General features: G+C 60.9%; 24 protein-coding genes. 14 read left to right on the top strand and 10 right to left on the bottom strand.

The genetic code is table 11. The features are described from left to right. Positions 1–135: 135 nt before the first annotated feature. The 3 genes from cmtR (at position 136) to HGQ17_RS07260 (ending at position 1,607) form a co-directional block, all read left to right on the top strand. Positions 136–495: a Cd(II)/Pb(II)-sensing metalloregulatory transcriptional regulator CmtR gene (gene cmtR, locus HGQ17_RS07270; RefSeq protein WP_168887292.1), complete on the top strand. Its 360-nt coding sequence runs from the start codon at positions 136–138 to the stop codon at positions 493–495. Continuing rightward, on the top strand, positions 492–1,091 hold the full coding sequence (locus HGQ17_RS07265; RefSeq protein WP_168887291.1) for a cadmium resistance transporter: 600 nt from the start codon (positions 492–494) through the stop codon (positions 1,089–1,091). Before cmtR ends, HGQ17_RS07265 begins: the two co-directional genes overlap by 4 nt. Before the next feature lie 132 nt (positions 1,092–1,223). Continuing rightward, on the top strand, positions 1,224–1,607 hold the full coding sequence (locus HGQ17_RS07260; RefSeq protein ID WP_168887350.1) for an aminotransferase class IV: 384 nt from the start codon (positions 1,224–1,226) through the stop codon (positions 1,605–1,607). An 806-nt stretch (positions 1,608–2,413) separates the two neighbouring features. On the opposite strand, the gene HGQ17_RS07255 is transcribed toward HGQ17_RS07260, so the two are convergent. From HGQ17_RS07255 to HGQ17_RS07245, 3 genes are all read right to left on the bottom strand, one after another. Further along, complete coding sequence (locus HGQ17_RS07255; protein ID WP_168887290.1) at positions 2,414–5,092, bottom strand: DNA primase family protein; 2,679 nt, start codon at positions 5,090–5,092, stop codon at positions 2,414–2,416. Positions 5,093–5,318: 226 nt separating this feature from the next. Continuing rightward, complete coding sequence (locus HGQ17_RS07250) at positions 5,319–5,960, bottom strand: hypothetical protein (protein ID WP_138170489.1); 642 nt, start codon at positions 5,958–5,960, stop codon at positions 5,319–5,321. Then, positions 5,953–6,171 (bottom strand): helix-turn-helix domain-containing protein, encoded by a 219-nt coding sequence (locus HGQ17_RS07245; RefSeq protein ID WP_138170490.1) that lies wholly within the window; start codon positions 6,169–6,171, stop codon positions 5,953–5,955. The genes HGQ17_RS07250 and HGQ17_RS07245 overlap by 8 nt, the downstream gene beginning before the upstream one ends. Before the next feature lie 331 nt (positions 6,172–6,502). Here HGQ17_RS07245 and HGQ17_RS07240 point away from each other — a divergent pair, with 331 nt between their 5' ends. After that, positions 6,503–6,967, top strand: a complete 465-nt coding sequence (locus HGQ17_RS07240) for a hypothetical protein (protein ID WP_138170491.1) — start codon at positions 6,503–6,505, stop codon at positions 6,965–6,967. A 550-nt stretch (positions 6,968–7,517) separates the two neighbouring features. Here the strand turns inward: HGQ17_RS07240 and HGQ17_RS07235 are convergent. From HGQ17_RS07235 to HGQ17_RS07215, 5 genes are all read right to left on the bottom strand, one after another. Then, complete coding sequence (locus tag HGQ17_RS07235; RefSeq protein WP_138170492.1) at positions 7,518–8,033, bottom strand: hypothetical protein; 516 nt, start codon at positions 8,031–8,033, stop codon at positions 7,518–7,520. 853 nt (positions 8,034–8,886) lie between these two features. Continuing rightward, positions 8,887–9,105 (bottom strand): hypothetical protein, encoded by a 219-nt coding sequence (locus tag HGQ17_RS07230; RefSeq protein WP_168887289.1) that lies wholly within the window; start codon positions 9,103–9,105, stop codon positions 8,887–8,889. Positions 9,106–9,187: 82 nt separating this feature from the next. Then, positions 9,188–9,742 carry a hypothetical protein gene (locus HGQ17_RS07225; protein ID WP_168887288.1) on the bottom strand — a complete coding sequence of 185 codons (555 nt, stop codon included), beginning with the start codon at positions 9,740–9,742 and terminating at the stop codon, positions 9,188–9,190. 57 nt (positions 9,743–9,799) lie between these two features. Then, positions 9,800–10,141: a hypothetical protein gene (locus HGQ17_RS07220; RefSeq protein ID WP_168887287.1), complete on the bottom strand. Its 342-nt coding sequence runs from the start codon at positions 10,139–10,141 to the stop codon at positions 9,800–9,802. 54 nt (positions 10,142–10,195) lie between these two features. Then, entirely contained in the window at positions 10,196–11,755 is a 1,560-nt protein-coding gene (locus HGQ17_RS07215; protein ID WP_168887286.1) for a hypothetical protein, read from the bottom strand. A 93-nt stretch (positions 11,756–11,848) separates the two neighbouring features. Between HGQ17_RS07215 and HGQ17_RS07210 the strand changes: the two genes are divergently transcribed. Next, positions 11,849–12,106 carry a helix-turn-helix domain-containing protein gene (locus HGQ17_RS07210; RefSeq protein WP_138170497.1) on the top strand — a complete coding sequence of 86 codons (258 nt, stop codon included), beginning with the start codon at positions 11,849–11,851 and terminating at the stop codon, positions 12,104–12,106. A 4-nt stretch (positions 12,107–12,110) separates the two neighbouring features. On the opposite strand, the gene HGQ17_RS07205 is transcribed toward HGQ17_RS07210, so the two are convergent. Continuing rightward, on the bottom strand, positions 12,111–12,458 hold the full coding sequence (locus HGQ17_RS07205) for a DUF6907 domain-containing protein (protein ID WP_138170498.1): 348 nt from the start codon (positions 12,456–12,458) through the stop codon (positions 12,111–12,113). A 402-nt stretch (positions 12,459–12,860) separates the two neighbouring features. Here HGQ17_RS07205 and HGQ17_RS07200 point away from each other — a divergent pair, with 402 nt between their 5' ends. From HGQ17_RS07200 to HGQ17_RS07185, 4 genes are all read left to right on the top strand, one after another. After that, the gene (locus HGQ17_RS07200) at positions 12,861–14,225 is read left to right on the top strand and encodes a hypothetical protein (protein ID WP_138170499.1); all 1,365 of its coding nucleotides are present in this window, start codon (positions 12,861–12,863) and stop codon (positions 14,223–14,225) included. A 354-nt stretch (positions 14,226–14,579) separates the two neighbouring features. After that, the gene (locus HGQ17_RS07195; protein ID WP_166429980.1) at positions 14,580–14,969 is read left to right on the top strand and encodes a helix-turn-helix domain-containing protein; all 390 of its coding nucleotides are present in this window, start codon (positions 14,580–14,582) and stop codon (positions 14,967–14,969) included. Then, positions 14,969–16,330 (top strand): tyrosine-type recombinase/integrase, encoded by a 1,362-nt coding sequence (locus tag HGQ17_RS07190; protein WP_168887285.1) that lies wholly within the window; start codon positions 14,969–14,971, stop codon positions 16,328–16,330. Before HGQ17_RS07195 ends, HGQ17_RS07190 begins: the two co-directional genes overlap by 1 nt. A gap of 68 nt (positions 16,331–16,398) precedes the next feature. Beyond that, positions 16,399–16,689: a hypothetical protein gene (locus tag HGQ17_RS07185; RefSeq protein WP_138170502.1), complete on the top strand. Its 291-nt coding sequence runs from the start codon at positions 16,399–16,401 to the stop codon at positions 16,687–16,689. A gap of 145 nt (positions 16,690–16,834) precedes the next feature. Here HGQ17_RS07185 and HGQ17_RS07180 read toward each other — a convergent pair whose 3' ends face one another. Next, positions 16,835–17,515, bottom strand: a complete 681-nt coding sequence (locus HGQ17_RS07180) for a TIGR02391 family protein (protein ID WP_211090501.1) — start codon at positions 17,513–17,515, stop codon at positions 16,835–16,837. Positions 17,516–17,980: 465 nt separating this feature from the next. On the opposite strand from HGQ17_RS07180, the gene HGQ17_RS07175 reads away from it, so the two are divergent. The 5 genes from HGQ17_RS07175 (at position 17,981) to HGQ17_RS07155 (ending at position 24,032) form a co-directional block, all read left to right on the top strand. After that, complete coding sequence (locus HGQ17_RS07175; RefSeq protein ID WP_168887284.1) at positions 17,981–18,607, top strand: hypothetical protein; 627 nt, start codon at positions 17,981–17,983, stop codon at positions 18,605–18,607. A 115-nt stretch (positions 18,608–18,722) separates the two neighbouring features. Further along, on the top strand, positions 18,723–19,805 hold the full coding sequence (locus HGQ17_RS07170; RefSeq protein WP_168887283.1) for a BMP family lipoprotein: 1,083 nt from the start codon (positions 18,723–18,725) through the stop codon (positions 19,803–19,805). A 29-nt stretch (positions 19,806–19,834) separates the two neighbouring features. Further along, entirely contained in the window at positions 19,835–21,415 is a 1,581-nt protein-coding gene (locus tag HGQ17_RS07165; RefSeq protein ID WP_168887282.1) for an ABC transporter ATP-binding protein, read from the top strand. After that, on the top strand, positions 21,412–22,728 hold the full coding sequence (locus HGQ17_RS07160; RefSeq protein ID WP_168887281.1) for an ABC transporter permease: 1,317 nt from the start codon (positions 21,412–21,414) through the stop codon (positions 22,726–22,728). Before HGQ17_RS07165 ends, HGQ17_RS07160 begins: the two co-directional genes overlap by 4 nt. After that, entirely contained in the window at positions 22,725–24,032 is a 1,308-nt protein-coding gene (locus tag HGQ17_RS07155; RefSeq protein ID WP_168887280.1) for an ABC transporter permease, read from the top strand. The genes HGQ17_RS07160 and HGQ17_RS07155 overlap by 4 nt, the downstream gene beginning before the upstream one ends. Positions 24,033–24,042: the final 10 nt, after the last annotated feature.

Genomic DNA, 24,042 nt, shown 5'->3' with positions numbered 1-24,042 from the left:
GATAGGTCTTGGATTTAACGGATGCAGAGCGAGCCTGTTCCCTTAGGCCGTAGTAGTCCCACAACCAAGGAACTGGGACGACCGGAAAATCGGGGTTCTGTCCAATAGTTCAGCGTTTACTGTATAGTTCACTGGATGCTGACTATTGCTTCTCGTATCGATGTGATGAACCGGTTGGGCCGGGCTATGGCCGACCCCACTCGATCACGGCTACTGCTGAGATTGATGGAACGCCCCTCCTACCCGGCGGAGCTGGCTCGGGAGTTGGAACTGACCCGCTCGAATGTTTCTAATCATTTGGCGTGCTTGCGTGACTGCGGGATCGTGGTCGCTGTGCCACAGGGTCGCCAGACTCGGTATGAGATCGCTGATGCGCACCTGGCACAGGCGCTGACTGCGTTGGTCGAGGTCACCCTTGCTGTCGATGAGGACGCGCCGTGCCTGGACTCTGGCTGTTCAGTACCGGGGTGCTGCTCCTCGGGGCTGGTCTCGTGATTTTTTCCTCTGTTGTGCAGGCGATCGGTCTGTTCATCGCAACCAATATTGATGACATCATCGTGGTCTCGCTGTTCTTCGCCCGCGGAGCCGGCCAACGCGGGACCACCGCGCGTATCGCCGCCGGGCAGTATCTGGGATTCGCAGGCATCCTTGGTGCGGCGGTGCTGGTGAGTCTGGGCGCCGGAGCCATCCTGCCCTCGGCAGCTATACCGTACTTTGGGCTGATCCCCCTGGCTCTGGGCCTGTGGGCTGGGTGGCAGGCCTGGCGTGAAGACCAGGACGATGATGACGATGCCAAAATCGCGGACAAGAGGGTTAGCGTGTGGACCGTCGCAGCAGTCACCTTCGCCAACGGCGGGGATAACATTGGGGTTTACGTGCCGGTCTTCCTCAACGTCGAGCCAGCCACGGTGGTGACCTACTGCATCGTCTTCCTCGTACTCGTCGCCGTCCTGGTCATGCTGGCCAAGTTATTCGCCACCCGCCCGCCGATCGCCGAAATCTTAGAACGCTGGGAACACGTGCTGTTCCCTATCGTGCTAATCGGCCTCGGTATCTTCATCCTCATCAGTGGCGGAGCATTCGGGCTCTAAACTCCTACATCACCTGCCGGCGGCCACCTGGCTTGCTAAAAATGCCACTTACCGGTGCGAAAACCACGCCACTTACCGCTGCGACTCACAGGCATGATGACAATCCTTCCAGGCCCGGGGTAACCGAGCCAGATCAGTTGTCACCTATCCTGCATCAGCCCCGGGTTCGACGATGCAGCGTTCAGGGACAACAGCGGCAGGATCAGCGAAGCCACGATCTGGAACCTCGCATTCTGGGACGGCGAATCTGTCATCTGGCCCCAAGCCAACATCCTGCCCGGGGTCACGATGCAGATCCTCTCCCGGCAACTTGAAGCACTACAGATCCCCCAACGCACGGTGCCTATCACTGAGGACATGCTCACTGATGAGCTCTCCGCAGTGGTAATGAACTCCTGGACCCCAGGGATCGATGTCGCGCGTATTGGTGAACACGGACTTGCGAGTAGTTCCCGGTTGGTGGAGGTATTGCACCGGGCCTACGCCAACGAAGTAGGGACCGCTCTACTGCGCTGACGGGTTCCTCCTCTAGCCTCACAGAGTTTCCTTCAGCCAAGCACTCACCTCAGGGTGAGGGCGCCGTCGGTCGATCCTCGCTGAAAAGGCCCCTGAGCACGAGCATCATGAGGATGCGAGGGTTCCAGGGCACGCATGTCTTCTCCGGTGACAGGCATGACACCTGTGACGTTGTGTCAGAGAACTCTCTGTTGACTAACCACCCCGGGCAGCTGGAAGGCAGATCCTTTAACCCCTCTTATTCACTACTTTTGAGAAAAAGTGTCACAAGTGTCATGAAGAGGTGGTGAGTAGGTGGCCTTCCCCGTGATGACGGGGATTCAGTGTGATGACATGTTCTGTGACATGTCTGCAGATGGAGCGTCATGCGGCCGGTGCTGTGTCACACCAGTACCGCATTTCCCCCAAAGCTGCTCTCCTCGGGATGCTTCATCCTCCTGCCGGGCGTCTTTTGGGAGTGGGCAGGAGGCAACCCATGACACTTCATGGGAGACCAGCGGCGGGGCACCCTCCAGATCTGTCAGTTGACGTCTATCCCGTCACTCCGGCCGCTGCAGCGGCTTCACACATCAGTGGCGGCGGTACAAAAGAGATTGAGGAGCATTTCGGGGCCCTCGATGAGAGTGCACACTCCAGGTGTTCTTGAGTAACACGACGGGTAGGGTTTACTCCGCGCTCGATCGCTCCTACAGGGCGCCCGGGAGCTTCAACGCAGTGAGCAACCCCTGACCTTTAGCAGAGCGCTACTTGGGGAGCCCCGGTATTCCGGCGCCCATGGGGTCAGGCATTATACGCCGGGATGCAGCTCAGCTGCGGCGTGGAGGGGTTCGACGAGGTGGGCGACGATGTGGGTTGCGCGGTTTCGGCGAGTCGTATTTCCGTTGCTGCTCGGCCGTCTTCTTGGATTTGGACTGCCGGGGTGTGGTGAGCGGGTCCTCGTCGTAACCCAGTTCCTGGTTGTGCTGTGCGGCCTGGGCTTTGCGTTCCTCATAGGAGAGTAGTTTCACGCCGCCATAGAGTCTTCCCTGAGCGGTCCTGGGTGCTTTGCTCCCGACTTTGACACCGTGGCGCTCCAATGCGTCTGCCACCCGCTTATCGCCCAGAGGCCGCAGTTGGCGCTGTTGGCACCAGATCTCGTATGCGTCCCGGAATTCGGAGACGAGGACTGTTTCACCGTCAGCGAGCTTGCAACGCTCCTCGAGGAACTGGCCCACCGGGTTGGATTCTTCGGCGTAGTCGGAGGTTGTGGCCCTGACAAGGTCCGGTATTTCTCCGAGCCCTTCCTTGTGATATTCCACTGCTCCCTCAGCTGCCCATGCGAGGACAGCCGGCAGATTGCCGAAGATCTTCTCCTTAAGGTTGGGGATCTTCTGCTCATCAGGGATGTCCTCGTCGAAAGGGATTGTCCTCAACCTTCGAAGCATCGCGTCGTCGCTGCCGTCGAAGCCGGGGCGATGGTTGCCGACAAGGAAGTGTGTGTGACTCGGGGTGAAGTTGTGATGCTCTTGATACAGGTGCCGTGCTGAGAGGGTGTTTCCGCCCGAGAACTTCTTTACACGTTTTTCGTTGAGGCGGTCGGTGGCCTTGACCTCATCAATCAGGGCTAAACGTGTGCCCTTGAGTACCACCGCCTTGGTTTCCTCATCGTCTGAGCCCTTGGTCTCCAGGAGGATGCCGTCGGGGACAACTGCTGCATAGTCACCCATGGCCGTCATGATGGATTCCACGAAGGTGGATTTTCCACGTCCGGACCGTCCTGTGATGAAGACGATGAGGTGCTCTCGGACTTCGCCAATAAGGGTCAAGCCGACCAGCCGCTTGAGGTACCTGCGCACCTCTGGGTCTGGGACTGAGGTGTGCAGGAAGTTCTCCCAGAGAGTGCGGTCTGCCTCGAAGTCAGGAGCGACGCCTGCAATTTTTACGTGCAGCTTGGTGGGATCATGAGGCAGCAGCTGTCCTGTCCGTAGATCCAGTATTCCACCGGGGGTGTTGAGCTCCCAGGGGTGGTTGTCGAACCTGTCGTCATCGACTCGAAGCTGCGGCAAACTGTTGGCCATGGAGAGCATGTTGTTGATCCCTTGGCGCGACAGTGAATACTTTTTGTGCGCGGCGAGAGCGTTGGAGGCGCTCTGGTCAGGTTTGCCTTGGTTGTCGAACTCCTCTGTGGGCAGTGCTCGGGCAGTCTGTTTGGCAAGCTCGCGCTCGATCCCGCCTTTGCCAGGCTGAGGAACCCATCGCACGCCGTTCCAGTGCACCCATACCCCGTGGGCGGAGGAGAAACGGATGACCTCACAATGATCGGAAGCGAAACGGTTGGCATTTGCATCGTCAGTCCGCTCCAGAGTTGCCCCGTTGGTTTGCTGCCCCGGCACGGAGTCCTTCTCTGCTCGTTTGGCAGCCAGGTCAATGACGACTCCGTCAGTACCTGTCGCCGCGCCCTGCGGGGAGGCCGCAGGGTACTCCGCACGGGATGTGGAAGCAGCCTTCTTGCGTTCGCCGTACCCGAGCTCACTGAGTGCTTTTGCCGCAGCGGAGAAGTCCCCGCTGTGGCGAGAAAACGCATAGTATTCAAACTTTGTATAGGTTGTCTTTTCTTGCCCCTTCCCGTCCTCGGTAGGCAGGCCGAACTGGGACAGCGCCCCTGCTGAGGGCACATACAGAAGTGAGAAGGTTTTCTCTTCGTCGTATTTGTCCGGGTGGGTGTAGACCGCAGCGTCGACACCATTGGTGGAAGCTCCAGGGCGTCGCCAGTGATCCTCGTTGCCGGTGGAACGCACATATTCCCACCCATCGGCATCCAAGATCTCCTGCCAGTCAGCACGCTGGTTATAGTCATCGCCAGGCAGCTCTGGGTCACCGACGTTTCTCTCACGAGCTACTTGAAACCCCACCTCACGCTTGGGTTTGGCCGGGCGGCGATCGAGTTTCTGGAAGAGGGCGCGAAGAAGGTGCCGCTCATCCATCGTTATTTCGGCGATGGTATCCGGTCCGCCTGTCAGCGTCTTATAAGGTTTGCCCGTCGAGTGGGTGTGCCCATAGCTAGGAGCCATGGTGGAGTTTGCCTTGGCGGCTTTGACCTCAGCGATTTGAACTTTCTTATGCTCTGGGTCCTCCGCCAGGCTTTCGCTGCGCGGCATCTCCTCGCAATCGGTGATCCTGACCATCCAGTGATATCCGCCCGAAGGACTCTGTTCCATCCAGCCGGACCGGATGCGTCGCCAGACATCTTCCGTTCGTTCGCCGTGCTCCTGGGCAAGCCTGTTGAGCTCTGAGACTTTGTCCCGGTGTGGGCCTTCCAGCTCCCACATCTCAACGAACCCTGAGGGTTCCCCCGTGACGATCGCGATGCCCTGCGCCGGCCCTGACGATTCCGGGTGACGCCCAGAGAGCCAATCATCATCCTGCTGGTCCTCACCGAACCACAACTCAATGGTCTCGTCGCCCTCAAACTTGTACTTGGCGTCTGACCATGGCGTCAGGGGCATTTTGTCCTTACCGAGAGGAAGGATCCGAAACCCGGCGGCGACCAGTTCATATGCTGTGTCTCGGAGAGCTTGTTGCTGCTCGTCCATGCGGGGCCTTTCTGTACTTCTCATTTTCACAGGGGACGTTGACGCTGGGATTGGCACTCGCGGCGAACGTCATTGCATCGCACTGCGGGTGTCTTCGGCGATCCCGCGACCGAAGGAAGCCTGGCGGCTTTCAAGAGCTTCACGGGACAGATCCCAGCACTCGTTCGACTTCCTTGCGGCTGGCCCCTGTGATACTCGCGATCTCCTCAATTTCCACTGCGGAGTCACGAAGGTTCTGTATCTCGGCGACAAGAGCATCCTCGAGCGCTCCCGTGGACGGGCCTTCCGGAGCTCCCTGATCCTCCGGCTCGTCCTCGTCCTCCCAGTCGTAGCGGTAGTTAAACCTGCCGGCCCCGATCCTGCGCTTTGTTTCCATCAGGGCATACATCTTGTGGAAGAGCGCCAGCTCTAGGCCTTGTCGCCACTCCTTCATGGAGCGCGTATCAGCGTCGCCTGCGATTGGGTTTTCCGCGGCATACCGGACGGCTGTCCGGGTCAGCAATCGAAAACCTTCGTCCTGAGACGGATAGGTCATTCCTGTGTATTCGATCTCCAGGCATTCACCGATCACCCTGAGGTGGACCGCTGCTTCCGGACCATCGTGGCTATGGGTATCAGTGATGGCCGCCAGAACATCGAAGACCGTATCCCGGATGCGCTCATTCCTTATACCGGCGTCGAGGAGAGCGTCATCCAACTGCAGGTACGCAGCATCACTGATGGGACGAACGATGTTGACAGCCTTCTGGACAAAAGGCCTCCCGTCGGCTTCCTCAGTCATCGTGCGCCCCACCTTCGAGGCGACGAGAGTCAATAAAGCGCTGCAGGTCGGATGGGCGCACGCGCATGACGGGCCGAGAGCCTCGGCCCAGGTAGATGACTGGGAGGTCGCCGTCTCGGATGACGGCGTAGACGTAGTCTTTCTTCACACCGAGGGCAGTGGCCGCTTCGGTCACGGTGAAGAGTGTTTGCGGAGACGCTTGACTCTGCATCCCACGAACCTTTCGTTCTGATCTTCTCTTTGCGGCAAAACCGCAAAGAACGGTCGCGGGGTATGAAGATCAGTTCGTGGGGTCGAGTCGAGAAGTCGGTTCGTGGGGGTCACCCCGCAGTCGATTGTCGATAGTAGTCGGCTCGCGACGCCCTTCGACGATCAACGTGCCGTCCACTATATGGACATCTGTCGGCAAGGTCAAGAGTCTTGTGGGGCGGCGTGTCGCATGCTCATCAGCGCAAGGTTGCTCTGGTTCCGGACACTCACTGGTCATGGATAACGACAGAAGACTCCATCTCAACCGACATGTACAGGCACAGTTGCTCAGTGTGACCACCGCCGGACTGCTGGATGTCGAGGAGGATGTCGCCCACATGTACCTTGACACGGCGAACGGCTTGCTTTTGGACACTTTGGCCGATGCCGACCCATGGCACGCACTCCATGGGCCCGAGGACCGCACTCTGGACGGTGACAGGTTCGGTCACCCAGAAGCTTTTGCCGACGTTCTCCGCCCCGGTCCGGTCATGAAAGCCGCACGGGATTTCGGGGAAGTCAAACGCGACGCCATCACCCTGGACGAAAAGAACCGCTTGTTCTCATGGCTCGCACTGCGTCATCGGATTATCGCCACCTGGTGCGGACGCTTCGATGAGGTCTATGCCATCGCTGACCAGGCTTCTCGGATCGCTTCCGGGTTGAACTCGGATTTCACCCGTCGGCAGATGATCGCCCTACACCGGATCGAGGACGATGAGTATATCTATGCCCGGAATCTGATCCACCATCAGTAAAACGGCTTCGACCTATCGCGCAGTTGAACGGTATATCTGAGTGCCGGCCGATGAGGGCTGGTATGGCAAATGACCTCATACAACTAGAGCCCGTGGCTGAGGCTCCTCTAGGAACGCCAACCGGTGGAGAACGTCAGAGCGGCGTTGGGCCAGTATGGAGGGGCAGCCTGCTGGAAGAAAAGCCGCGAATGAGTCCTAAGCAGATTGCTGTCCTGCTGGATACTCCCGGGCGACGGTGAGTTGGAATATCGTCGCTGGAGTGATTTCCCGTTGGCCCACCCCGGGGTCCTCGAAGGCTACACCGGCATCATGCCGGCACCTTCATCCCGGACCCACCGCTGTAAGAACCCGGAAGGCGAATATCAGGGCAATGCCCGGCTGCGAATCACAGGGGCCGCACGGCCCCTGCGCCGGCAGGCGCGCCCACCCCGCGACAGCGGAGATACACCGGAAACCCCCACGGGGAGTGTGAGGGGACGAAGCCCCTCACAAAAAATAGAGACAACTACTCTCGCCCCCGATCCGAAGACCAGCCAGTGGCCGTGATCTCTCAGCTGCGTTGCACACTCCGGCCCCCTTCACGCAACCAGAGGATGCTGATGACACAGTGCCCCAGGAGTGCGGCAACGGTGAGACCGGTCAGCAGCAGCACTCCGAAGGTGCTGGCCGGGGTGTAGTCGCTGCCGTAAAGGTCGCCCAGCACAGTGAACAGCGCCCCGTTCAGGAACCCGCCGGCAAAGATCATCAGCACGAACCCCACCAGCGCCCCAGCGGTGCCCAGACTCACTCCCCATCGACGGCGCATCTTCAGCCCGATGGCCACCACACCGTAGGCCAAGGCTGCGGCTGCACCGAGGATCACTCCGTAGACCGTCACGATCGCTGCAGCCAGACCTGCACCTTCACCATGATGAGTGATCTGCGGATCTGCGTGATACATCTCATCCAGAGCACCGATACCGGCATGCATCCCGATAAGACCCAACACGATCGCCCCCAGAAAGCACAGCAGACTGAGCCCCAGCAACTTTCGGTACTGGCCGTAGTCGGTCGCCCCGTCGGTCATGACCCCACTGTAGCGACGCTACACTATGACCAAACGCAGGCCGGTTTCTACGCGCGCGATTCCGATTCAACTCCCAGCCGACGCGCACCCTCAGGCCCTCACCCAATCTGCTCGCCCGCCTACCTGGTGAGCGACAAGAAAAACAACCCCCGCACACCTCGCCACGTACCCGAGGTAAGCGATCAGACCAGCCCGCAATGTAGGGCAGTTGCCTTCTTGGAGAGAAAGCATGTGGAGGTGGCACCGCGAGGGCGAATCGCCCCGCAAAGATGTCAGCCTGAAGCACACTCTCTGGAAGACCGCAGGGGGCCTCGTAGCGGAGACCGGAGTGCCTCAATATTTGGTTCTCGAGCGGAGCTGGGAGAAGTAGTGGTCTGGAGGTTTTATGTCATGGAGGCCCTGCGGGGTACTTCTGCCGGGATTGGGGGTCTATACGGGTATGTGGAAATGCCGGCAGATGAACCGAAGCTGACACACAGTCGGCGGGGGCTCCTCTCAACGTATGACGATCCCGGCTCGCGGTCGCGTCGAGGGGGTCTCGGCTGAGACTGTGATCGCAAGTGGCCAGCTGTGGAAGTAGGGGGTTCGGAGGCTATAGGAGATGGGGGTCTGGCAGGGTACTTCTGCGGGGAAATAGGGGGCAGGTACGGCACTCGAGCCGCCCGGGGGTCAGCCGTCCAACGTAGAGAGCACACAACCGGCCGTGACCCACCCTGTGAGCGACTGTAAACGCAGGCTCGTGGGCACATAGGTGAGGCCGAATAATCCGGGTCTCAGACCACCGAGTGGCTCAGTCGAGCAGTAGTTTCTGCAGCTGAATCCTGCCCTGTTCGCAGCGCCCGGAGCGGTCCGCTCACCGGTCTTCGATCTGGTCGAATCGCCGGTGAAGTCGCGTGCGAATCCTGCGCCGCTCTTGGCGGTTCTGCCGCTTCTTGTACTGGCGTCTCTTGCCCGGGCGCTCCATGCCCGCAATCCATTGACGTTCGGAGGTGAACGCGACGTCGTCACCGAGAGCTTTACGTCGATAGAACCCTGCGAAAGATGGAAGGTTCTCTGGTTCGTTCTGAGCCATCGGGTGAAGCCTCCTCCTCATCGAATGTGGTCGGTGTTCGGTCCGCCTCAACATCAGTGCTGAGGCGGACCGAATACCCGGATCAGACGAAGACGACGTCTGAGTCAGTGACGTTGTTCAGCGTCTGTCCGCTGGCGAATCGGACCGTGTAATAGTCGGTGCCCAAGCCCTCGTCGAAGCCGACCACAGTGCCCAATGTGCCGGCCTTGATCTCTTGTGGTGACAGCGGATGCAGCTCGCGGCGAGCAGCGACCCGCTGGCCCAGCTTGGTGGAACCCGGGCCGGGCTCTGCACCGGCACCGGCGGTGGGGGAGGGTTCGTGGGTGACGATGTCGAAGAACCCTGCTTTGGTGAGCATCTTGTCGAAGAGGTTATAGCCCTTGAATATCAGCAGCAGAAGTCCGACGAATATCAGCAGTGCCACCACGACGATGACCAGAGCTGCCGCGGCGAGGAAGGGGCTGAGGATGAGCTCGAAGATGTACTCCGGCCACCCTCCCATGGACCGGTTCTCCATCCTGTCGGGAGTCAGGCCGAAGAGCAGCATCAGCACCCATCCGGCCGCGTAGACGACTGCGATGAATATGAGCAGGAAGCGGAAGAACTTCCGGGCGTTGAAGCGACGAGTCCGGGCCATCATCAACCCCTGACTGTGATGCTGCTGATAGGGACGAATACCGGTGCGGTGTGGTGATCAGGCATCCTCGAACTCCTGCTCCACTTCGTCGCGGGTTTCCTCCCATTCGTCGAGGTCGACCCAGATCTCGCCCCAGCCTCCGACGAAGCGAATACTGTGAGCGCCCTCCTCGTCTTCGTAGCTGGCATCCAACGAGACTCCGTTATCGACAGTGCATGAGGTGGTTTCGCCCTCCTGGTGACTGAGACCGTCTTCACAGTTGACGTCGTCGGTGTGGAGACCCTCTTCCCAGGCGAGCATCATCTCCAGGTCTTCCTGGGAGACGTCGTCGCCTCCGCAGGCGGTCAGCAGCAGTGCTGCCGCAGGGATAACGATTAGGGCTTTCGCGCGCTGGCTCATGGTCGGTTCCTCTCTGTACGTAGTGGCCGGCGGGATACAGGTTGGTGGGTGTCTTTACCAGCCGGTGTTCTCGTCCTCATCGAGCGGGCCGTCTTCGTCGACCTCGCCTTCGCCTTCGTTCTCGGAATCGTGGGTTTCGTCGAAGGGCAGTTCGGTGCCTTCGTGCTCGACGGTGACTGGCTGCTCGCCCCAATGGCTGGTGATCTCTGCATCCAGTGAGATGGTCTTGAAGTCAGCCGGGATAGCGATCACGCTGACCTCTCCAAAGCTGTTGCCACCGTTGCGTCCGGCGTCAGTAGATTCGTAGCGCTCCTCGATGGTGGTGTCATCGACGGTGATGCTCCAGTCCACAACACTGGGCTGGTCATCGCTGGCCCGGTAATAGCCGGCACGGGCATCACCATCACGGCTAACCGAAGCTTCCCAGTTCAGCTCCAGCCAGGCCTCGCCCTCGCTAGCCCATCCCATCATCGGGTTCCACGCGGTGATCGTGTAGGACTCAACGACTGCTTCGGTGGAGATGGTCAGGTCTCCGGCCTGGCTGGGAGAGCCGACTTCTTCTTCAGTGATGGTGTCTTCGAAGTCCGGGAAATCCAGAGTAATGTCGACCTCGGGCTGGTGGCGGTTCTCGACATAGAACCCGTCAGTGACGGGGTCGCTGGCGCGCTGGCCGGTGAGGATGTCATAGCGCTGCTCGGTGTCCTCACCGGTGGTCACCACCAGCTCAGCACCACTATCGGGCACCGAGACCAAAGCGCCGCCATCGAGAGAGCTCAGCTCGATCTGCTCATCACCCAGGTCCAGATAGGCGTCGTTCTCCGGGGCCTCGGGGAGCTCGTTGGCTGCAAACGACGCCCAGACGTAGCGGAAGGTCTCTCCTTCAGCCGAGGCATGGGGGACTGCGGACTGATCATCCTCGACACCGCGCTGGCCAGGGACGCCTTCGACGGTGACCGTCTCTGCCGCCCCGAGCTCCTCGATTGTGGCGACCCCAGCCGGGGTGACGATTTCAGAATCCTGTGGGTCTGTCTCCTCGCTGACGGTGTAGGCGCCATCGGAGACCTCCTCCCCTTCAACGAGACTGCCACCGGAGGTATCGACAGCGTCATCCTCCTGGTCCTGTGGGCTGGGGGCCACAATCAGACCCGAGTCAGCTTCAGGGCGAGACGGGGCCTCGATCTCATCCAATGCCTCCGGGGCATCGTCACCGTCAGCATCGACGATGTTGCCTTCAGGGCGAGAGACTTCCATCTCCGCTTCGGCGAGGATGGACTCGTCGAACTCAGCAACCATCTCGCCGTCGGAGTCCTCGGAGTAATCAAAAGTGGTGAGGTCCCAAACCTCGCCGTCCTCGGCGAACAGGGTCCGGGCGCCGCCGCAGGCCAGCTCACCGGTGACCTCGCCCTCGCCGTCGACCACAAAGAAGCACCCGGCCTCGTCATGGACCGCGACATTGTCGCTGGGCAGCGAATCTAGCCACGCGCTGGTGGCGTCCTCGAGGAACTCTTCGGCGTTGTCGAGACCGACGTCGCTGCCTCCGCAGCTGGTTAGTACCAAGGCGGCACCACCCATCAGAGCTACCCCGTAAAACCGTCGTTGTCGCTGGTTGTCCATGTTTCTCCCGTCGTTGAGGTCTGAGCCCCGATCATTCTTGCAGAGTTATAACACTGTCGACTTTCTGTGACACTCCACGCAGTCTGAGAAGTTGTGGCTATAGGCGAACTTCATCGGCGCGTGGGCGCGAATCTGCGGCGGATTCGCCAAGAACGTGGTCTCTCCCAGGCCCGGTTCGCCGAGGAGGCACTCGATGGCCTTCACCGGGTGTACTACGGGCACGTCGAGCGCGGAGACCAGAACCTGAGTCTCTCTGCGATCGAGGACTACGCGAGCCGGCTCGGCATCGACCCCCTGGAGCTATTCCGTAATTCCGAGGACGCCGAACAAGCGCCGCCTGCCGCGGATTGAAACCTTAGGCGCCTTTGCGCCGGGTGATGCTCAGCAGGTCTCCCAGTGCCTGGTGTACTCGTTGGGCGCTTTCCAGGGATAGGTCCATGCCCCGGCCATCGACTCCGAGGCCGACCCATACATCTGGCTCACCCAGTTGCTGGTGGACCACCAAAAAGACTTCTGTTGAGTCCGGTCGTCTATGCACCGCGCCGTTGCCAGCTGGCGCGGATGTCCGCGCGTTTTCCGCCACCGGCACCACCACGATCTCGCTTTCGTGGCGGCGGTCATCAGGATGAATCTCGTCACCGTGCTGGGCACGGCACCATCCGGGACACTGCAGGTCAAAATCTGATGCACTGTGGTCACTCATAAAAAGGGTCCTCTCGAGGGGGCGCTTCGTTGGTGACCAGTGAGTGTCCGGAAGCAACACCTGCCTGCGCAGCACCGTACAGCCCTCTCTGAGGAAACGTGAGCTGTGTGTTCTTAGCTTCTACTCCAACCGGGCTGTAGCGAGACTGTTCACTCATGAACCGCGATGGGCCCCGCCCTTCTCGGCGCGCAATCTTCCCTAAGGCGGTTCGACGGGCAGGCGAACGCACTTCGGCAGCTCTATCGATTCTCTGACTTGGTCGAGCGTTGTGCTCCTTGACCCCCTGGGCACCACGTATCGTGCATCGGGACGAAGTGTGGGCTTGGGGCTGCTTGCAGCAACAGGTGCCAGTTCTCGAGCCTCTCACTGACTTATGAGCTGACTGAAGGGGCTTAGCTACCCATGGAATTGCTTGAACTGATACTTGGGTTCTTCGAGCGGCCGAGAGCGGTTTTATCGAATGCCAGTGGCTCGGATGGAAACCTCGCAACGTTCATCTCGAGCATTCTCGTCTACACCCCGTTGGTACTCGCCGGCGGGCTACTCCTCCACGGCTTAATGCGCGCGGCCGCCGAAGCCACTCGAGGATGCGCGAGACGTCTGGCTTCCAACGCGTCACTGGCAACTGTCATCCGGCTGGAGTCGAGTAGTGCCAGGGTCGAATCGGCGCTCCGATGGATTGGATCCCGAATCGTGCGTACCGGCATCGCACAGCCCAAACGTCGGATGTTTCTTCCCGCCCTAACTCCGAGAGAGCATCTCACACTTCGTATAGGACGATGGTGTCTGCGCAAGGTTTGGCTGATTGCCTGGGGGATTGTCGCAGCTGTCGCATCCGTGCCGAGACTTGCTAGGACAGGGGCCGGAATCGCAGTGTTACTCGCCTCCGTGCTCACTGCGTTTCCGGAAGAGGTCCAGAGCGTTACCGGTGCCGTGCAAGAGGTACTGCAGATTATGTCACTCCCGGAAGCCACGCTGACTACGATTCTTGTTGCAGTCATCCCGCTGATGCTTGTCGTTCTGAGGTTCCTAATTCGGGAACGCACCGTCACCCGCCGAACGTTCCGACGGGAACGTCACGTCGCAGCCCTGCACAGGCTTTACCAAGCTACACCCGCCATCGAGAACCTCTCGCACGTGTTTGAAGATCAAATGCACGAGACGATCCGCGCATTCACAGTCGAGAAGCACCATGCGCAAGAGTGGCACGCATGGGCACACCGTACAGATCCACCGTCGCGGTCGTCGCGCTATGACCAGAACGATCACATCGAGTGCGATCGCAGTTGTCTCGAAAACCGGGCAGCCAAAAGCCCAGATCGCGTCTCTACGGAAGAAGTCAGGACAGCAATCTGCGAAGTAGAACTCCACTGGCAATACCTGCGTGACTACTACCGGAACTTCGCTGACCTCCTACCACAGCGCGGATGGTCAGGACTCGTAGGCCTGCGGTTCTGCTTCTCCGGGTCAGGAGAATTCCGAGCCCATAAAGTCCCAGCGCACGATGAATGGCGACGTCGCAGAATCTCCTGGCAGCACGGCCAACTCACATGGGCTGACATCACAGCAGAAGACGAGGCAGCTGGGAGGAGCGTATCGGTCGAGCTCACGCAATCGCCGAAGGAGGCATGGCTGGAGGAAGAACTCCAGGACCTTGTCTGGGACCTCGCCGAACTATCGCGAGAGCTTAGAGATCTAGCTCATGCCGCCCACGATCTTCTACGACCGCGCCGAATCGAACGACTGGCACAACTCGCCGAGAGCTGAGGACCCACGTGGGGGAAGTTCGCGAACTCCGAGTCCCCTCAGAACTCGCCCCTGACTGCTGGTCCGGCAGAGACAACTGGGCCATTTCAATCTTCCTCTCCAGCGATGAATGCCGCCAGTCACGCACTGAAGCAACGCTATAGATGTAGTGCCCGCCCTGTTGTCTGATCCACTGCGTGCTCCATGCAGTGGAGCCCCGCACCCACTGACGCAATTGGGCACTTTTGGCGTCACGCCAGGATGCCCGGACGTGACATGAGTACCTTGTTTCACTAGTAAGTGTCCGGTTGAGGACAAATATTGCCTTGCACTTTCTGCTGCCAAATGGCTGCAGAGCCCATTACAGTGGAATCCATGAAGTCGAGACCATCGTTGCCCCCAGGGCCGCTGTCGAAGGCCGTGTCGAAGCTTGTCCGCTCAGAAATCAACGACCGGAAGATCACCCAAGGCGAGCTCGCAGAGCGTCTAGGCAAGTCACGCAGTTATGTCTCTGAACGCTTAAATGACGCCGTCACTTGGAACGTGAACGATCTCGAGGAAGTGGGAGATGTTCTCAGCCTGGGAGCACACGGGCTTTTCCTTCGTGCACTGCAGATTTACGAGACAGAGAAGCACCTCGAGCGCTTCGCTTCAGACTTCGTCGTCCAGTTCCTTCGTGACATGACTCCTCCGTCCGAAGAATCTCCCGATGAAGCAGAAATCCGAGAGATCTACCGCCAGTGGGTTCAGCAGCGAGGTGAGTGATGGGACGTCGAGCAAACGGGGAGGGCTCTAAGCCTTACCAAGTCAGCAAAGGACGCTGGAGGGCTGATGTCACCGTCGGGACTGACCCGATTACCGGAAAGCGCATCCGCAAGCCGGTCTATGGCCGATCCCAGGCTCTCTGTGCGGCTGCCCGTCGCGACCTCATCCGTCAAGTCGAAGACGGCGCCGTCACCATCGGTTCCGCCCCCACTCTCCAAGAATGGCTGGACCATTGGCTCTACGTCATCAAGAAGGAGACGTTGAGGGACAGCACCCTGGAGGGCTACGAGGCGAAGATCGCCTGGCTGAAAAACACAAAACTGGCCCGAACCAAGCTGGACAAGCTCAACCCTGAGCATATTGAGACTTTCTACGCACGTAAGCGGGCTGAGGGAAGGGCCGTTGCTTCAGTGCTCCAGCTTCACCGCATCCTCAACGGCGCTTTCAAAGCAGCAGTGAAGCGGGGAAGGCTCGGCTCCAATCCCCTGCTGAAGGTTGATGCACCTTCGGGCCGCTCCGACGAGGCCTTTGTGCCGCCAACCTTCACCCCAGAAGATGCTCGGAAGATCATCGCTCATGCAGAGACATTGCCGCCATCTGAGGCCGCACGCTGGATGATGGCGCTCACCTATGGGCCCCGGCAAGGTGAAATTCTGGGGTTGGGCTGGGATGCAGTGGACCTTGACAGCGGTCAAATTGACCTTCGTCGGACTCTCTACCCCAAGAAATGGCGGCACGGATGTGATGACCGTAGCCGCTGCCCCGCGAAGGGACCGCACCTCTGCCCATCCAGGCATGGTGGCGGCCTCTTCTTTGGAACTCCTAAGTCGCAGGCTGGGCGACGGAGTGTCCCCGTCCCCAAGCAGGTGCTGAAGCACCTGAAGAATCTTCATGCAGAGCATCTGGCCCTGAATGCAGCTGAGGGTGAACGACGTCAGCAATATACAGATCCGAACGGCGTCACCGTTGACCTTGTCTTCTGCCAGCTCAACGGTCGTCCGCACCGCCCTGAAAGTGATTGGAGGCGGTGGGAAGCACTCCTGGAGGAGTGCGGAGTTGGCCACCGCCGGCTTCATGACGCACGGCACGTCTCGGCCACAATGATGCTGACGCTCGGCATCGATGCCCGTGTCGTGATGGACCTCATGGGCTGGAGCCAGCGGGCCATGTTGGACCGGTACCAGCACGTGCTCGACGACATGAAGCGTGACGTCGCAGCGCAGGTCGGAAATGCCCTCTGGGCTCATCCGAAATCCCCAGAAGACCCCAACCCGGAGCCAGGCGACGACATCAAAGAAGGGCCTTCCAGTGACACGACCGTCATTAACTTCGACGAGTGGAAACAGCGTCGCACGGGCTAACTGAACCCAGGTTGGTTCAGGGCCTCATCGCCGTTCTACACCAATCGTGATAGTGGGAGAATCAGCACATGGACCTCGACAATGCAAAGTGCATCCGATGCAGCAGAGTGGTGAGCGTCGAAAGCGATGAGTTTGACGAGGGTGAGGCTACGATAGACGGCTCATATATCTGTAGGCACTGCACCACGCGAGCTGAAGAACAAGCTGCTGTCGAAGATGCATGGCGTCTCAATAATGCCCTTGCTGACGCAGGACTACTAGGTGCTGAGGTGGACACTGAGACCATGGGTGAGCAGGAGTACGAGATGCGTGAGGATCTCACGCAGTTGTTCTACGAGGCTGACACTGACGCTCAATAGGCGCCTCACCTCGTCGTCAGCTGATGGCCGCCGATTTGATGGCGCGGGCACCGCACACCTGAGGCGCTAGGAAAACAGTAGGGCCCGGTCAGCCTGAAGATCTGAGCTAGAAGTAGCTACGAAACAGTTGCTGCTGGCTACAGGATCACCTGCTCAGCCGGGACTCGGCGATGTCCAGGCGGCGATGGAGGAGGCTGGCCAGCGCGAGCGTCTCCAGCGCCTCATTCGGGTCGTCGCCGTGGGCAAGCTCGTGTGCCTTCGGATTTCGGATCCCTACCATAGCGCCCCGGAACAGGTGGAAGAAACCATCGCGCTCGTCCTCGCCACTGCGCCCTTCCTCGACTCCCACATCGAGTTTGAACCCCTGGGGCTTGAACGCCTCCTGCATGAGTGGCGCTCCCGACAGCTCCAAACCGGTTAGTCGTCGCACCCGGACTTCGACCGACTTCATAGCCTCAGTGATAGCTGAGTCATACTGACCGTCCGCGAATAGCGTGCTTGCTGAGGAGATGACCTCCGAATGCAGTAGTTCAAGATTTAGTCGCCGCACCGGAGCCTGGCGCACAGGCTGGGCCTGGCCCCATTTTACCTTTGCGTAACCGTTGGAGCGGCCGAATGATGCTTTCATGCTGGCGGGCATCGGGTTCTGCTCGATTTCAGCCGCGACCTTGAGTATCGTCCCGCCCCTGGGGTCTGGCATCTCGACGTGGTCACCTTCATAGAGAGGGTCCTCGAGAGCGAAGTAGGCCTCATTCGAGTTCAGCAGTTGGGCCTCAGTCTCCACTCGCTCTTCGTCAGCGGTTCCATAGTTCTTAACGATCGTCACAAGAGTCATGCCTTGACGGCGTATCAGGGGCGGAAGAGGTGTCATAGATCAAGCCTATAGGGCGTCGCGGGACACGGCTTGGGCCGAACTGCGCATCCGGCAGAGAGCGGTGAGCTTGCCAACCTTGCGCAAAGCCTAGCTGATTACTGCTGTGGGCGATTAGCGCTCGGAAAAATGGCCACCAAAATGGCCACCAGACGGCCATTGGGCACTCACTAAGCAAGCTGTCGATGGCCTGGGATCGCTGATATGGCGGGGATCTAGTGACTCACTGCCAGGCTGGCCTATCGCCTTCGCAAGCGGATTAAAAGTCCGATGCTCTACCTCTGAGCTAAAGGCCCTAGCGGATGGCCCAAAAAGGCCAGGGACTATGGTATCGCACCCACCTCCAGTTGCGAGAACCGTGCCCGGAATCCCGCAACTGCACCAGACACACCGGGGCCATCACCGCTATCATTGCGCCCGATGAGCAGTGCTCCGCGATACCGCCGACCCGTCTACTCCGACCCCGCAGCCTTTGACCGCCGCGAGGGTGGGGCCGACCCTGCCGATATCTCCCAAGCCGCCCATGACACTGCCCACGCCCTGGTCAACCAAGGCCGCGACGCCGCCGACCCCGAAGTCACCGCACGGTTCGTCCGGCTCGCCGAAACCGAGGGCATCGAGGCCATCGCCGAACTCTGGGCCCACTCCCCCGCCCACTCCTTAGCCGGGGCCCTCTGGCGGATCTACGCCCTACGCGCCGCAGTCCAGAAATCCCCGGAACGGATGAGCGAGTACTACCGCCTCGGCCGCAGCCATTCCGCCCCTTCAGCCATCGCCGGTGTCGCCGAACCGCCCACCGCCGAGGAGATGACCAAACTCGCTGACCTCATCCTGGCCGGCATGTACGCTGGGGATATCGACGTCGCCTTCGACCGCGCCGGGGCCTTCTGCCGCGTCATCGCCCGTGGCCAGGCACTCTGGGCCGACCGCCACCATGTTGATCACTACACAGCCGAGAAACTGACCACCAAAGCCAAACAATTGGTCCGCACTGCAGAAGAACTCGAATCCTGCGCCCGCGCCCACCGTGCCGGAACTTTAGATTAGCCCTCAGACCCTAGGGTTGGGTCTCACATGTTGCACCCGTAATATATGGTCCACTGCGCTTATGCAAGTTCATCCAGCGCAACACTACGCACCCCGTGAAACAGGAGCACCCATCATGAGTGACAGCCCATTTTCCCTCCGGGCGGTAATCGGCCTCACGGCAGCCGGCGTCATTGCCCTCACCGCCTGCGGCGAGGCCCCGGAAGATGACGACGAGGGCGGCAACGGTGAAGCAGAAGCCACCGACTTCACCGCCTGCCTCGTCTCTGATGAGGGCGGCTGGGATGACCAGTCCTTCAACCAGTCGGCCTACCAGGGCATCCAGGACGCCGAGGAGGGCCTGGGCGTCGACTACCAGACCGCCGAGTCCCACCAGGAGTCGGACTTCGGCCCCAATGTGGACTCCATGGTCCAGCAGGGCTGTGACCTCACCTTCGGTGTCGGCTACATGCTTGAGGACGCCATCAACGACGCCGCTCTTGAGAACGAGGACCTCAACTTCGGGCTCATCGACTCCACCCTCCCCGATGACCCGGAGAACGGTAAGGCCATGGTGTTCAACACCGCCGAGGCCTCCTACCTCGCCGGTTATCTCGCAGCAGCCATGTCCGAAACCGAAACCGTTGCCACCTTCGGCGGCGGCGCCATCCCCTCGGTGACTGTCTTCATGGACGGCTTCGCCGACGGCGTGGACCGCTACAACGACGACAACGACGCCGATGTCCAGCTGCTGGGCTGGGACAAGGACGCCCAGGACGGCGTCTTCACCGGCGATTTCTCGGACCAGAGCGCAGGCCGCGCCCAGACCGAGCAGTTCCTCTCCCAGGGTGCTGACATCGTCATGCCGGTGGCCGGCCCCGTCGGCCTGGGTGCCGCAGCAGCCGTCGAAGAGGACGGCGAAGCCAAGCTGATCTGGGTCGACACCGACGGCTACGAGTCCACCGCTTACGGCGACATCATTCTGACCTCCGTGGTCAAGCAGATCCCGCAGGCTGTCTACGACACCATCGAAGAGGGCGTCAACGGCGAGTTCACCTCCGAGCCCTATGTGGGTGACCTCGAGAACGAAGGCGTCGGCCTGGCTCCCTTCCACGACTTCGAGGACGAGGTCTCCGATGAGCTCAAGGAAGAGATTGACCAGCTGACCGAGGAGATCATCAGCGGCGAGACCGTGGTGGAATCCGAGAACGCCCCCTGATCAGCCGCTGAACCACTGGACAGGTCCGTATGAAGCTTGAGCTGCAAGGTGTCACCAAACGGTTCGGCACCTTCACCGCAAATGACCGCATTGATCTGAGCGTCGAGCCCGGGGAGATCCACGCCCTGCTCGGTGAGAACGGGGCCGGAAAATCGACCCTGATGAACACCATCTATGGGCTCTACTCCCCCGATGAGGGGCAGATCCTGCTCGATGACCAACCGGTTGACTTCACCGGACCTGGCGACGCCGTCCGGGCCGGGATCGGCATGGTGCACCAGCACTTCATGCTGATCCCGGTCTTCAGCGTCACCGAATCCGTCATGCTCGGCTACGAGCCGACCAAGGGCCCCGGCATGATCGACTTCGCCGAGGCCCGGCAGCGGGTCAGGGACATCTCCGCCCAATTCGGCTTCGACGTCGACCTCGATGCCAAGATCGAAGACCTCCCCGTCGGCGCCCAGCAGCGGGTCGAGATCATCAAAGCCCTCTCCCGCAACGCCAAGATCCTGATCCTCGATGAGCCCACTGCGGTGCTCACCCCGCAGGAGACCGATGAGCTGATCGCCATTATGCGGCAGCTCAAGGAGGCCGGGACCTCCATCCTGTTCATCACCCATAAGCTCCGTGAAGTCCGCGCCATCGCGGACAAGATCACCGTCATCCGACGGGGTGCGGTTGTCGGCGAAGCCACCCCGGAATCCACCGAGACCGAACTGGCCAGCCTCATGGTCGGCCGCGAGGTCAGCCTCACCACCGAGAAGGAACCGGCCACCCCGGAGGACACCAGTTTCGAGGTCGAAGACCTCACCGTCCTCTCCCCCACCGGCAAAGTCATGCTCGATGAGGTCAGCCTCTCCATGCGCCGCGGGGAGATCCTCTGTGTGGCTGGTGTCGACGGCAACGGCCAGACCGAACTCACCGAGGCCATCCTCGGGGTCCAGGAGGCGGCCTCCGGCAGCATCCGCCTCGACGGCCAAGACCTCAAGGGACTCAGCGTCAAACAGCGCATCAACGCCGGAATCGGCTTTGTCCCTGAGGACCGCTCCACCGACGGGGTGATCGCCGGGTTCTCCATCACCGAGAACTTCGTCCTCGACCAATACGACCAGCGCCCCTACTCCAACGGCGTCGCGATGCGGCACGATGTCATGCGCGCCGATGCCCAGGAGCAGACCGCGCGCTTCGATGTCCGGATGGGCACTGTGGATGACCCCATCTCCACCCTCTCCGGCGGCAACCAGCAGAAAGTGGTGCTCGCCCGGGAGATGAGCCGCAATATCCGGCTCTTTGTCGCCAGTCAGCCCACCCGTGGCCTCGACGTCGGCTCCATCGAATTCGTCCACCGCAGCATCATCGAGGAGCGCGATAAGGGCACCCCCTGCCTGATCGTCTCCACAGAGCTGGATGAAGTCATCAACCTCGCCGACCGGATCGCGGTGATGTACCGCGGTCGGATCGTAGGAATCGTCGACGGCGACACCGACCGGGATGTGCTCGGCCTCATGCTGGCCGGGGTCCCCGCGGATGAGGCAAAGATCCAGGCAGCACAGCATCAGACCGCCCTCGGGGAGGCAGACGAGATCGCCGATGAGGAGGCCCCGGCATGAGCCAGCCGAGCCCTGAAAACTCCACCGCTGAGCCCGGCGGTGCACTGAAAGAGGCCGAGGGACGCCTCCACCTGGCCCTGCGGGAACTGGGCCGCACCTCCTGGGTGATCACCCTGCTCTCCATCTTTGTGGCCCTGGTGATCGGTGCAGTACTCATCCTGGCCACCAACTCCGATGTGCGCGAGACCCTGGGTTATTTCTTCGCCCGGCCCAGCGACTTCTTCGTCACCAGTTTCGAGGTCCTGCGAGACGCCTACTCCGCACTGTTCCGCGGTGCGGTCTACGACTGGAACGCAGCCAGCCCCGAACGCTCCATCCGCCCGATCACCGAGACGATGGTCAACGCCGTTCCGCTGATCCTGGCCGGACTCGGCATCGCCATCGCCTTCCGCTCCGGAATGCTGAACATCGGTGGTCAGGGCCAAATCATCCTCGGCGCCACCTTCGGCGGCTTCATCGGCTACAGCCTGCAGCTGCCCATGGGCGCACATGTCACCCTCGCGGTACTGGGCGGCCTGCTCGGCGGCGCCATCTGGGGCGGTATCGCCGGTGTGCTCAAAGCCAAGACCGGGGCCAACGAGGTGATCGTGACGATCATGCTCAATAACATCGCCCTGCTGCTGATCGCCTGGCTGCTGCGCCAGCAGTGGTTCGTCCAGACCGGCTCCACCCAGCCGATCTCAGCACCGGTGCATGAAAGCGCCCAGCTCTTCGGCCTGCTGCCCGGCAGCTTCCGCCTGCACGCCGGAATCCTGATCGCCGTGGCAGCCACCTTCTTGGTCTGGTGGCTGATGGAGCGCAGCACCCTGGGCTTCGAGTTCCGCGCCATCGGAGAGAACCCCGATGCCGCCCGCACCGCCGGAATCAACGTGGCCAAAGCCACCGCCCTGGTGCTGATCATCGGCGGCGGACTCTGTGGTCTGGCCGGTGCGGCTCATCTCCTGGGCACCGAGTACCGGCTCACCGGCGGTGTAGCCGGCAGCCTGGGCTTCGATGCCATCACCGTGGCCCTCCTTGGCCGTTCCAAACCCTTGGGCACTTTCCTAGCCGGCCTGCTCTTCGGCGGCCTGCAGTCCGGGGGCGTGCTCATGCAGGCCCAGACCGGCGCTTCAGTGGATATCGTGCTGGTCCTGCAGTCGGTGATCGTGCTGCTGATCGCCGCTCCGCCCCTGGTGCGCACTATCTTCTTCCTGCCCAGTACGGACGGAACAGAGAAAAAGAAAAATCCACGACGACGCCGGCTCCGAGACTCCGAGGCGGAGCAGGCCGCTTCCGAAGATAAGGCTGAGACCACCCAGGGGGCAGGACGATGAGCGAACAGAGCACTGCACCCGAGACCACTGCCGTCCAGGCTGAGCCCTTGGAGCAGGCCGAGACCCAGCTGCAGCCGATCAAGTGGAAGTTCCCGATCACCTATCTGGTGCTGGCCCTGATGGGCTTGGGCTTCGCCCTGCTGACACCAGCAGGAGCCGAAACGGAGTTCCGCAGCTCCACCGGCAATGAATTCATCTCCATTCCGGCGGTTATTGTCCCCTCCCAGGCCAGCACCCTGATGCTCAGCATCGCCCTGCTACTGCTGGCCGGACTCTCGCTGTTCTGCGCCGGCCGGAGGATCCGACTGGGCATCTGGCATCCGCTGCTCTTCGGTCTGCTGTTCGTGCTGACCTTCCTGATCTACGCCGGTGCAGGCCGGGGAGCTGTCATCCCCATGATCACCCTGCTCTCGGGCACCCTGATGCTTTCTGTGCCGCTGATCTTCGGTGCCATGTGTGGTCTGGTGGGTGAACGCTCCGGCATCATCAATATCGCCATCGAGGGCCAGCTGCTGGCCGGTGCCTTTCTGGCGGCGGTGGCGGCGTCGTTCTTTACCTCCGCCTATGTGGGCCTGCTGGCCGCTCCCTTCGCCGGTGCGGCCGTCGGTGGTCTGCTGGTCTGGTTCGCAGTGAAGTACCACGTCAACCAGATCATCGTCGGTGTGGTGCTCAATGTGCTGGTGATCGGTCTGACCAGCTTCCTGTACTCCACTGTGCTCAGTGAGAACCCCGAGGTCTGGAACGCCCGACAGCAGCTGCCGCGGATCGAGATCCCGGTGCTGAGCCAGATCCCGATCATCGGACCGGTGATGTTCAACCAGACCATCCTGGTCTACCTCATGTATGTCATCGTCATCGCCCTGCAGATCCTGCTCTTCCGCTCCCGCTGGGGACTGCGGATCCGGGCGGTGGGTGAGCATCCCAAGGCCGCTGACACGGTCGGCATCAACGTTCCGCGCACCCGGGTGATCAACACCATCCTGGCCGGCAGCATCGCCGGGCTGGGCGGGGCGTACTTTACCGTGGGCCAGGGACTGGCCTTCGGGCAGGAGATGTCGGCAGGTCAGGGCTTTATCGCCCTGGCGGCGATGATCCTGGGCCGCTGGAACCCCAAGGGCGCACTCTTCGCCGCCCTGCTGTTCGGCTTCTCCACCTCAGTGGGACAGACCCTGTCGACTATCGGCACCCCGGTGCCCAGCGAGATCCTGCTGATGCTGCCCTATGTGATCACAATCTTCGCGGTGGCTGGGTTCGTCGGCCGGGTCCGCCCGCCGGCAGCCGAGGGTGTTCCCTACGTGAAGTAAAACCCTGCAG

The organism is Nesterenkonia sedimenti, from assembly GCF_012641515.1.
Taxonomy (GTDB): Bacteria; Actinomycetota; Actinomycetes; order Actinomycetales; family Micrococcaceae; genus Nesterenkonia; species Nesterenkonia sedimenti.
This window is presented reverse-complemented; position numbering and strand designations above follow the sequence as displayed.

What these genes read in the sequence shown, in the direction of transcription:
- cmtR (WP_168887292.1), top strand. Translation starts at nt 136, where the DNA reads ATGCTGACTATTGCTTCTCGTATCGATGTGATGAACCGGTTGGGCCGG.
- HGQ17_RS07255 (WP_168887290.1), bottom strand. Translation starts at nt 5,092, where the DNA reads ATGCCCCTGACGCCATGGTCAGACGCCAAGTACAAGTTTGAGGGCGAC.
- HGQ17_RS07250 (WP_138170489.1), bottom strand. Translation starts at nt 5,960, where the DNA reads ATGACTGAGGAAGCCGACGGGAGGCCTTTTGTCCAGAAGGCTGTCAAC.
- HGQ17_RS07245 (WP_138170490.1), bottom strand. Translation starts at nt 6,171, where the DNA reads ATGCAGAGTCAAGCGTCTCCGCAAACACTCTTCACCGTGACCGAAGCG.
- HGQ17_RS07235 (WP_138170492.1), bottom strand. Translation starts at nt 8,033, where the DNA reads ATGACCGACGGGGCGACCGACTACGGCCAGTACCGAAAGTTGCTGGGG.
- HGQ17_RS07230 (WP_168887289.1), bottom strand. Translation starts at nt 9,105, where the DNA reads ATGGCTCAGAACGAACCAGAGAACCTTCCATCTTTCGCAGGGTTCTAT.
- HGQ17_RS07225 (WP_168887288.1), bottom strand. Translation starts at nt 9,742, where the DNA reads ATGGCCCGGACTCGTCGCTTCAACGCCCGGAAGTTCTTCCGCTTCCTG.
- HGQ17_RS07220 (WP_168887287.1), bottom strand. Translation starts at nt 10,141, where the DNA reads ATGAGCCAGCGCGCGAAAGCCCTAATCGTTATCCCTGCGGCAGCACTG.
- HGQ17_RS07215 (WP_168887286.1), bottom strand. Translation starts at nt 11,755, where the DNA reads ATGGACAACCAGCGACAACGACGGTTTTACGGGGTAGCTCTGATGGGT.
- HGQ17_RS07205 (WP_138170498.1), bottom strand. Translation starts at nt 12,458, where the DNA reads ATGAGTGACCACAGTGCATCAGATTTTGACCTGCAGTGTCCCGGATGG.
- HGQ17_RS07200 (WP_138170499.1), top strand. Translation starts at nt 12,861, where the DNA reads ATGGAATTGCTTGAACTGATACTTGGGTTCTTCGAGCGGCCGAGAGCG.
- HGQ17_RS07195 (WP_166429980.1), top strand. Translation starts at nt 14,580, where the DNA reads ATGAAGTCGAGACCATCGTTGCCCCCAGGGCCGCTGTCGAAGGCCGTG.
- HGQ17_RS07190 (WP_168887285.1), top strand. Translation starts at nt 14,969, where the DNA reads ATGGGACGTCGAGCAAACGGGGAGGGCTCTAAGCCTTACCAAGTCAGC.
- HGQ17_RS07185 (WP_138170502.1), top strand. Translation starts at nt 16,399, where the DNA reads ATGGACCTCGACAATGCAAAGTGCATCCGATGCAGCAGAGTGGTGAGC.
- HGQ17_RS07175 (WP_168887284.1), top strand. Translation starts at nt 17,981, where the DNA reads ATGAGCAGTGCTCCGCGATACCGCCGACCCGTCTACTCCGACCCCGCA.
- HGQ17_RS07170 (WP_168887283.1), top strand. Translation starts at nt 18,723, where the DNA reads ATGAGTGACAGCCCATTTTCCCTCCGGGCGGTAATCGGCCTCACGGCA.
- HGQ17_RS07165 (WP_168887282.1), top strand. Translation starts at nt 19,835, where the DNA reads ATGAAGCTTGAGCTGCAAGGTGTCACCAAACGGTTCGGCACCTTCACC.
- HGQ17_RS07160 (WP_168887281.1), top strand. Translation starts at nt 21,412, where the DNA reads ATGAGCCAGCCGAGCCCTGAAAACTCCACCGCTGAGCCCGGCGGTGCA.
- HGQ17_RS07155 (WP_168887280.1), top strand. Translation starts at nt 22,725, where the DNA reads ATGAGCGAACAGAGCACTGCACCCGAGACCACTGCCGTCCAGGCTGAG.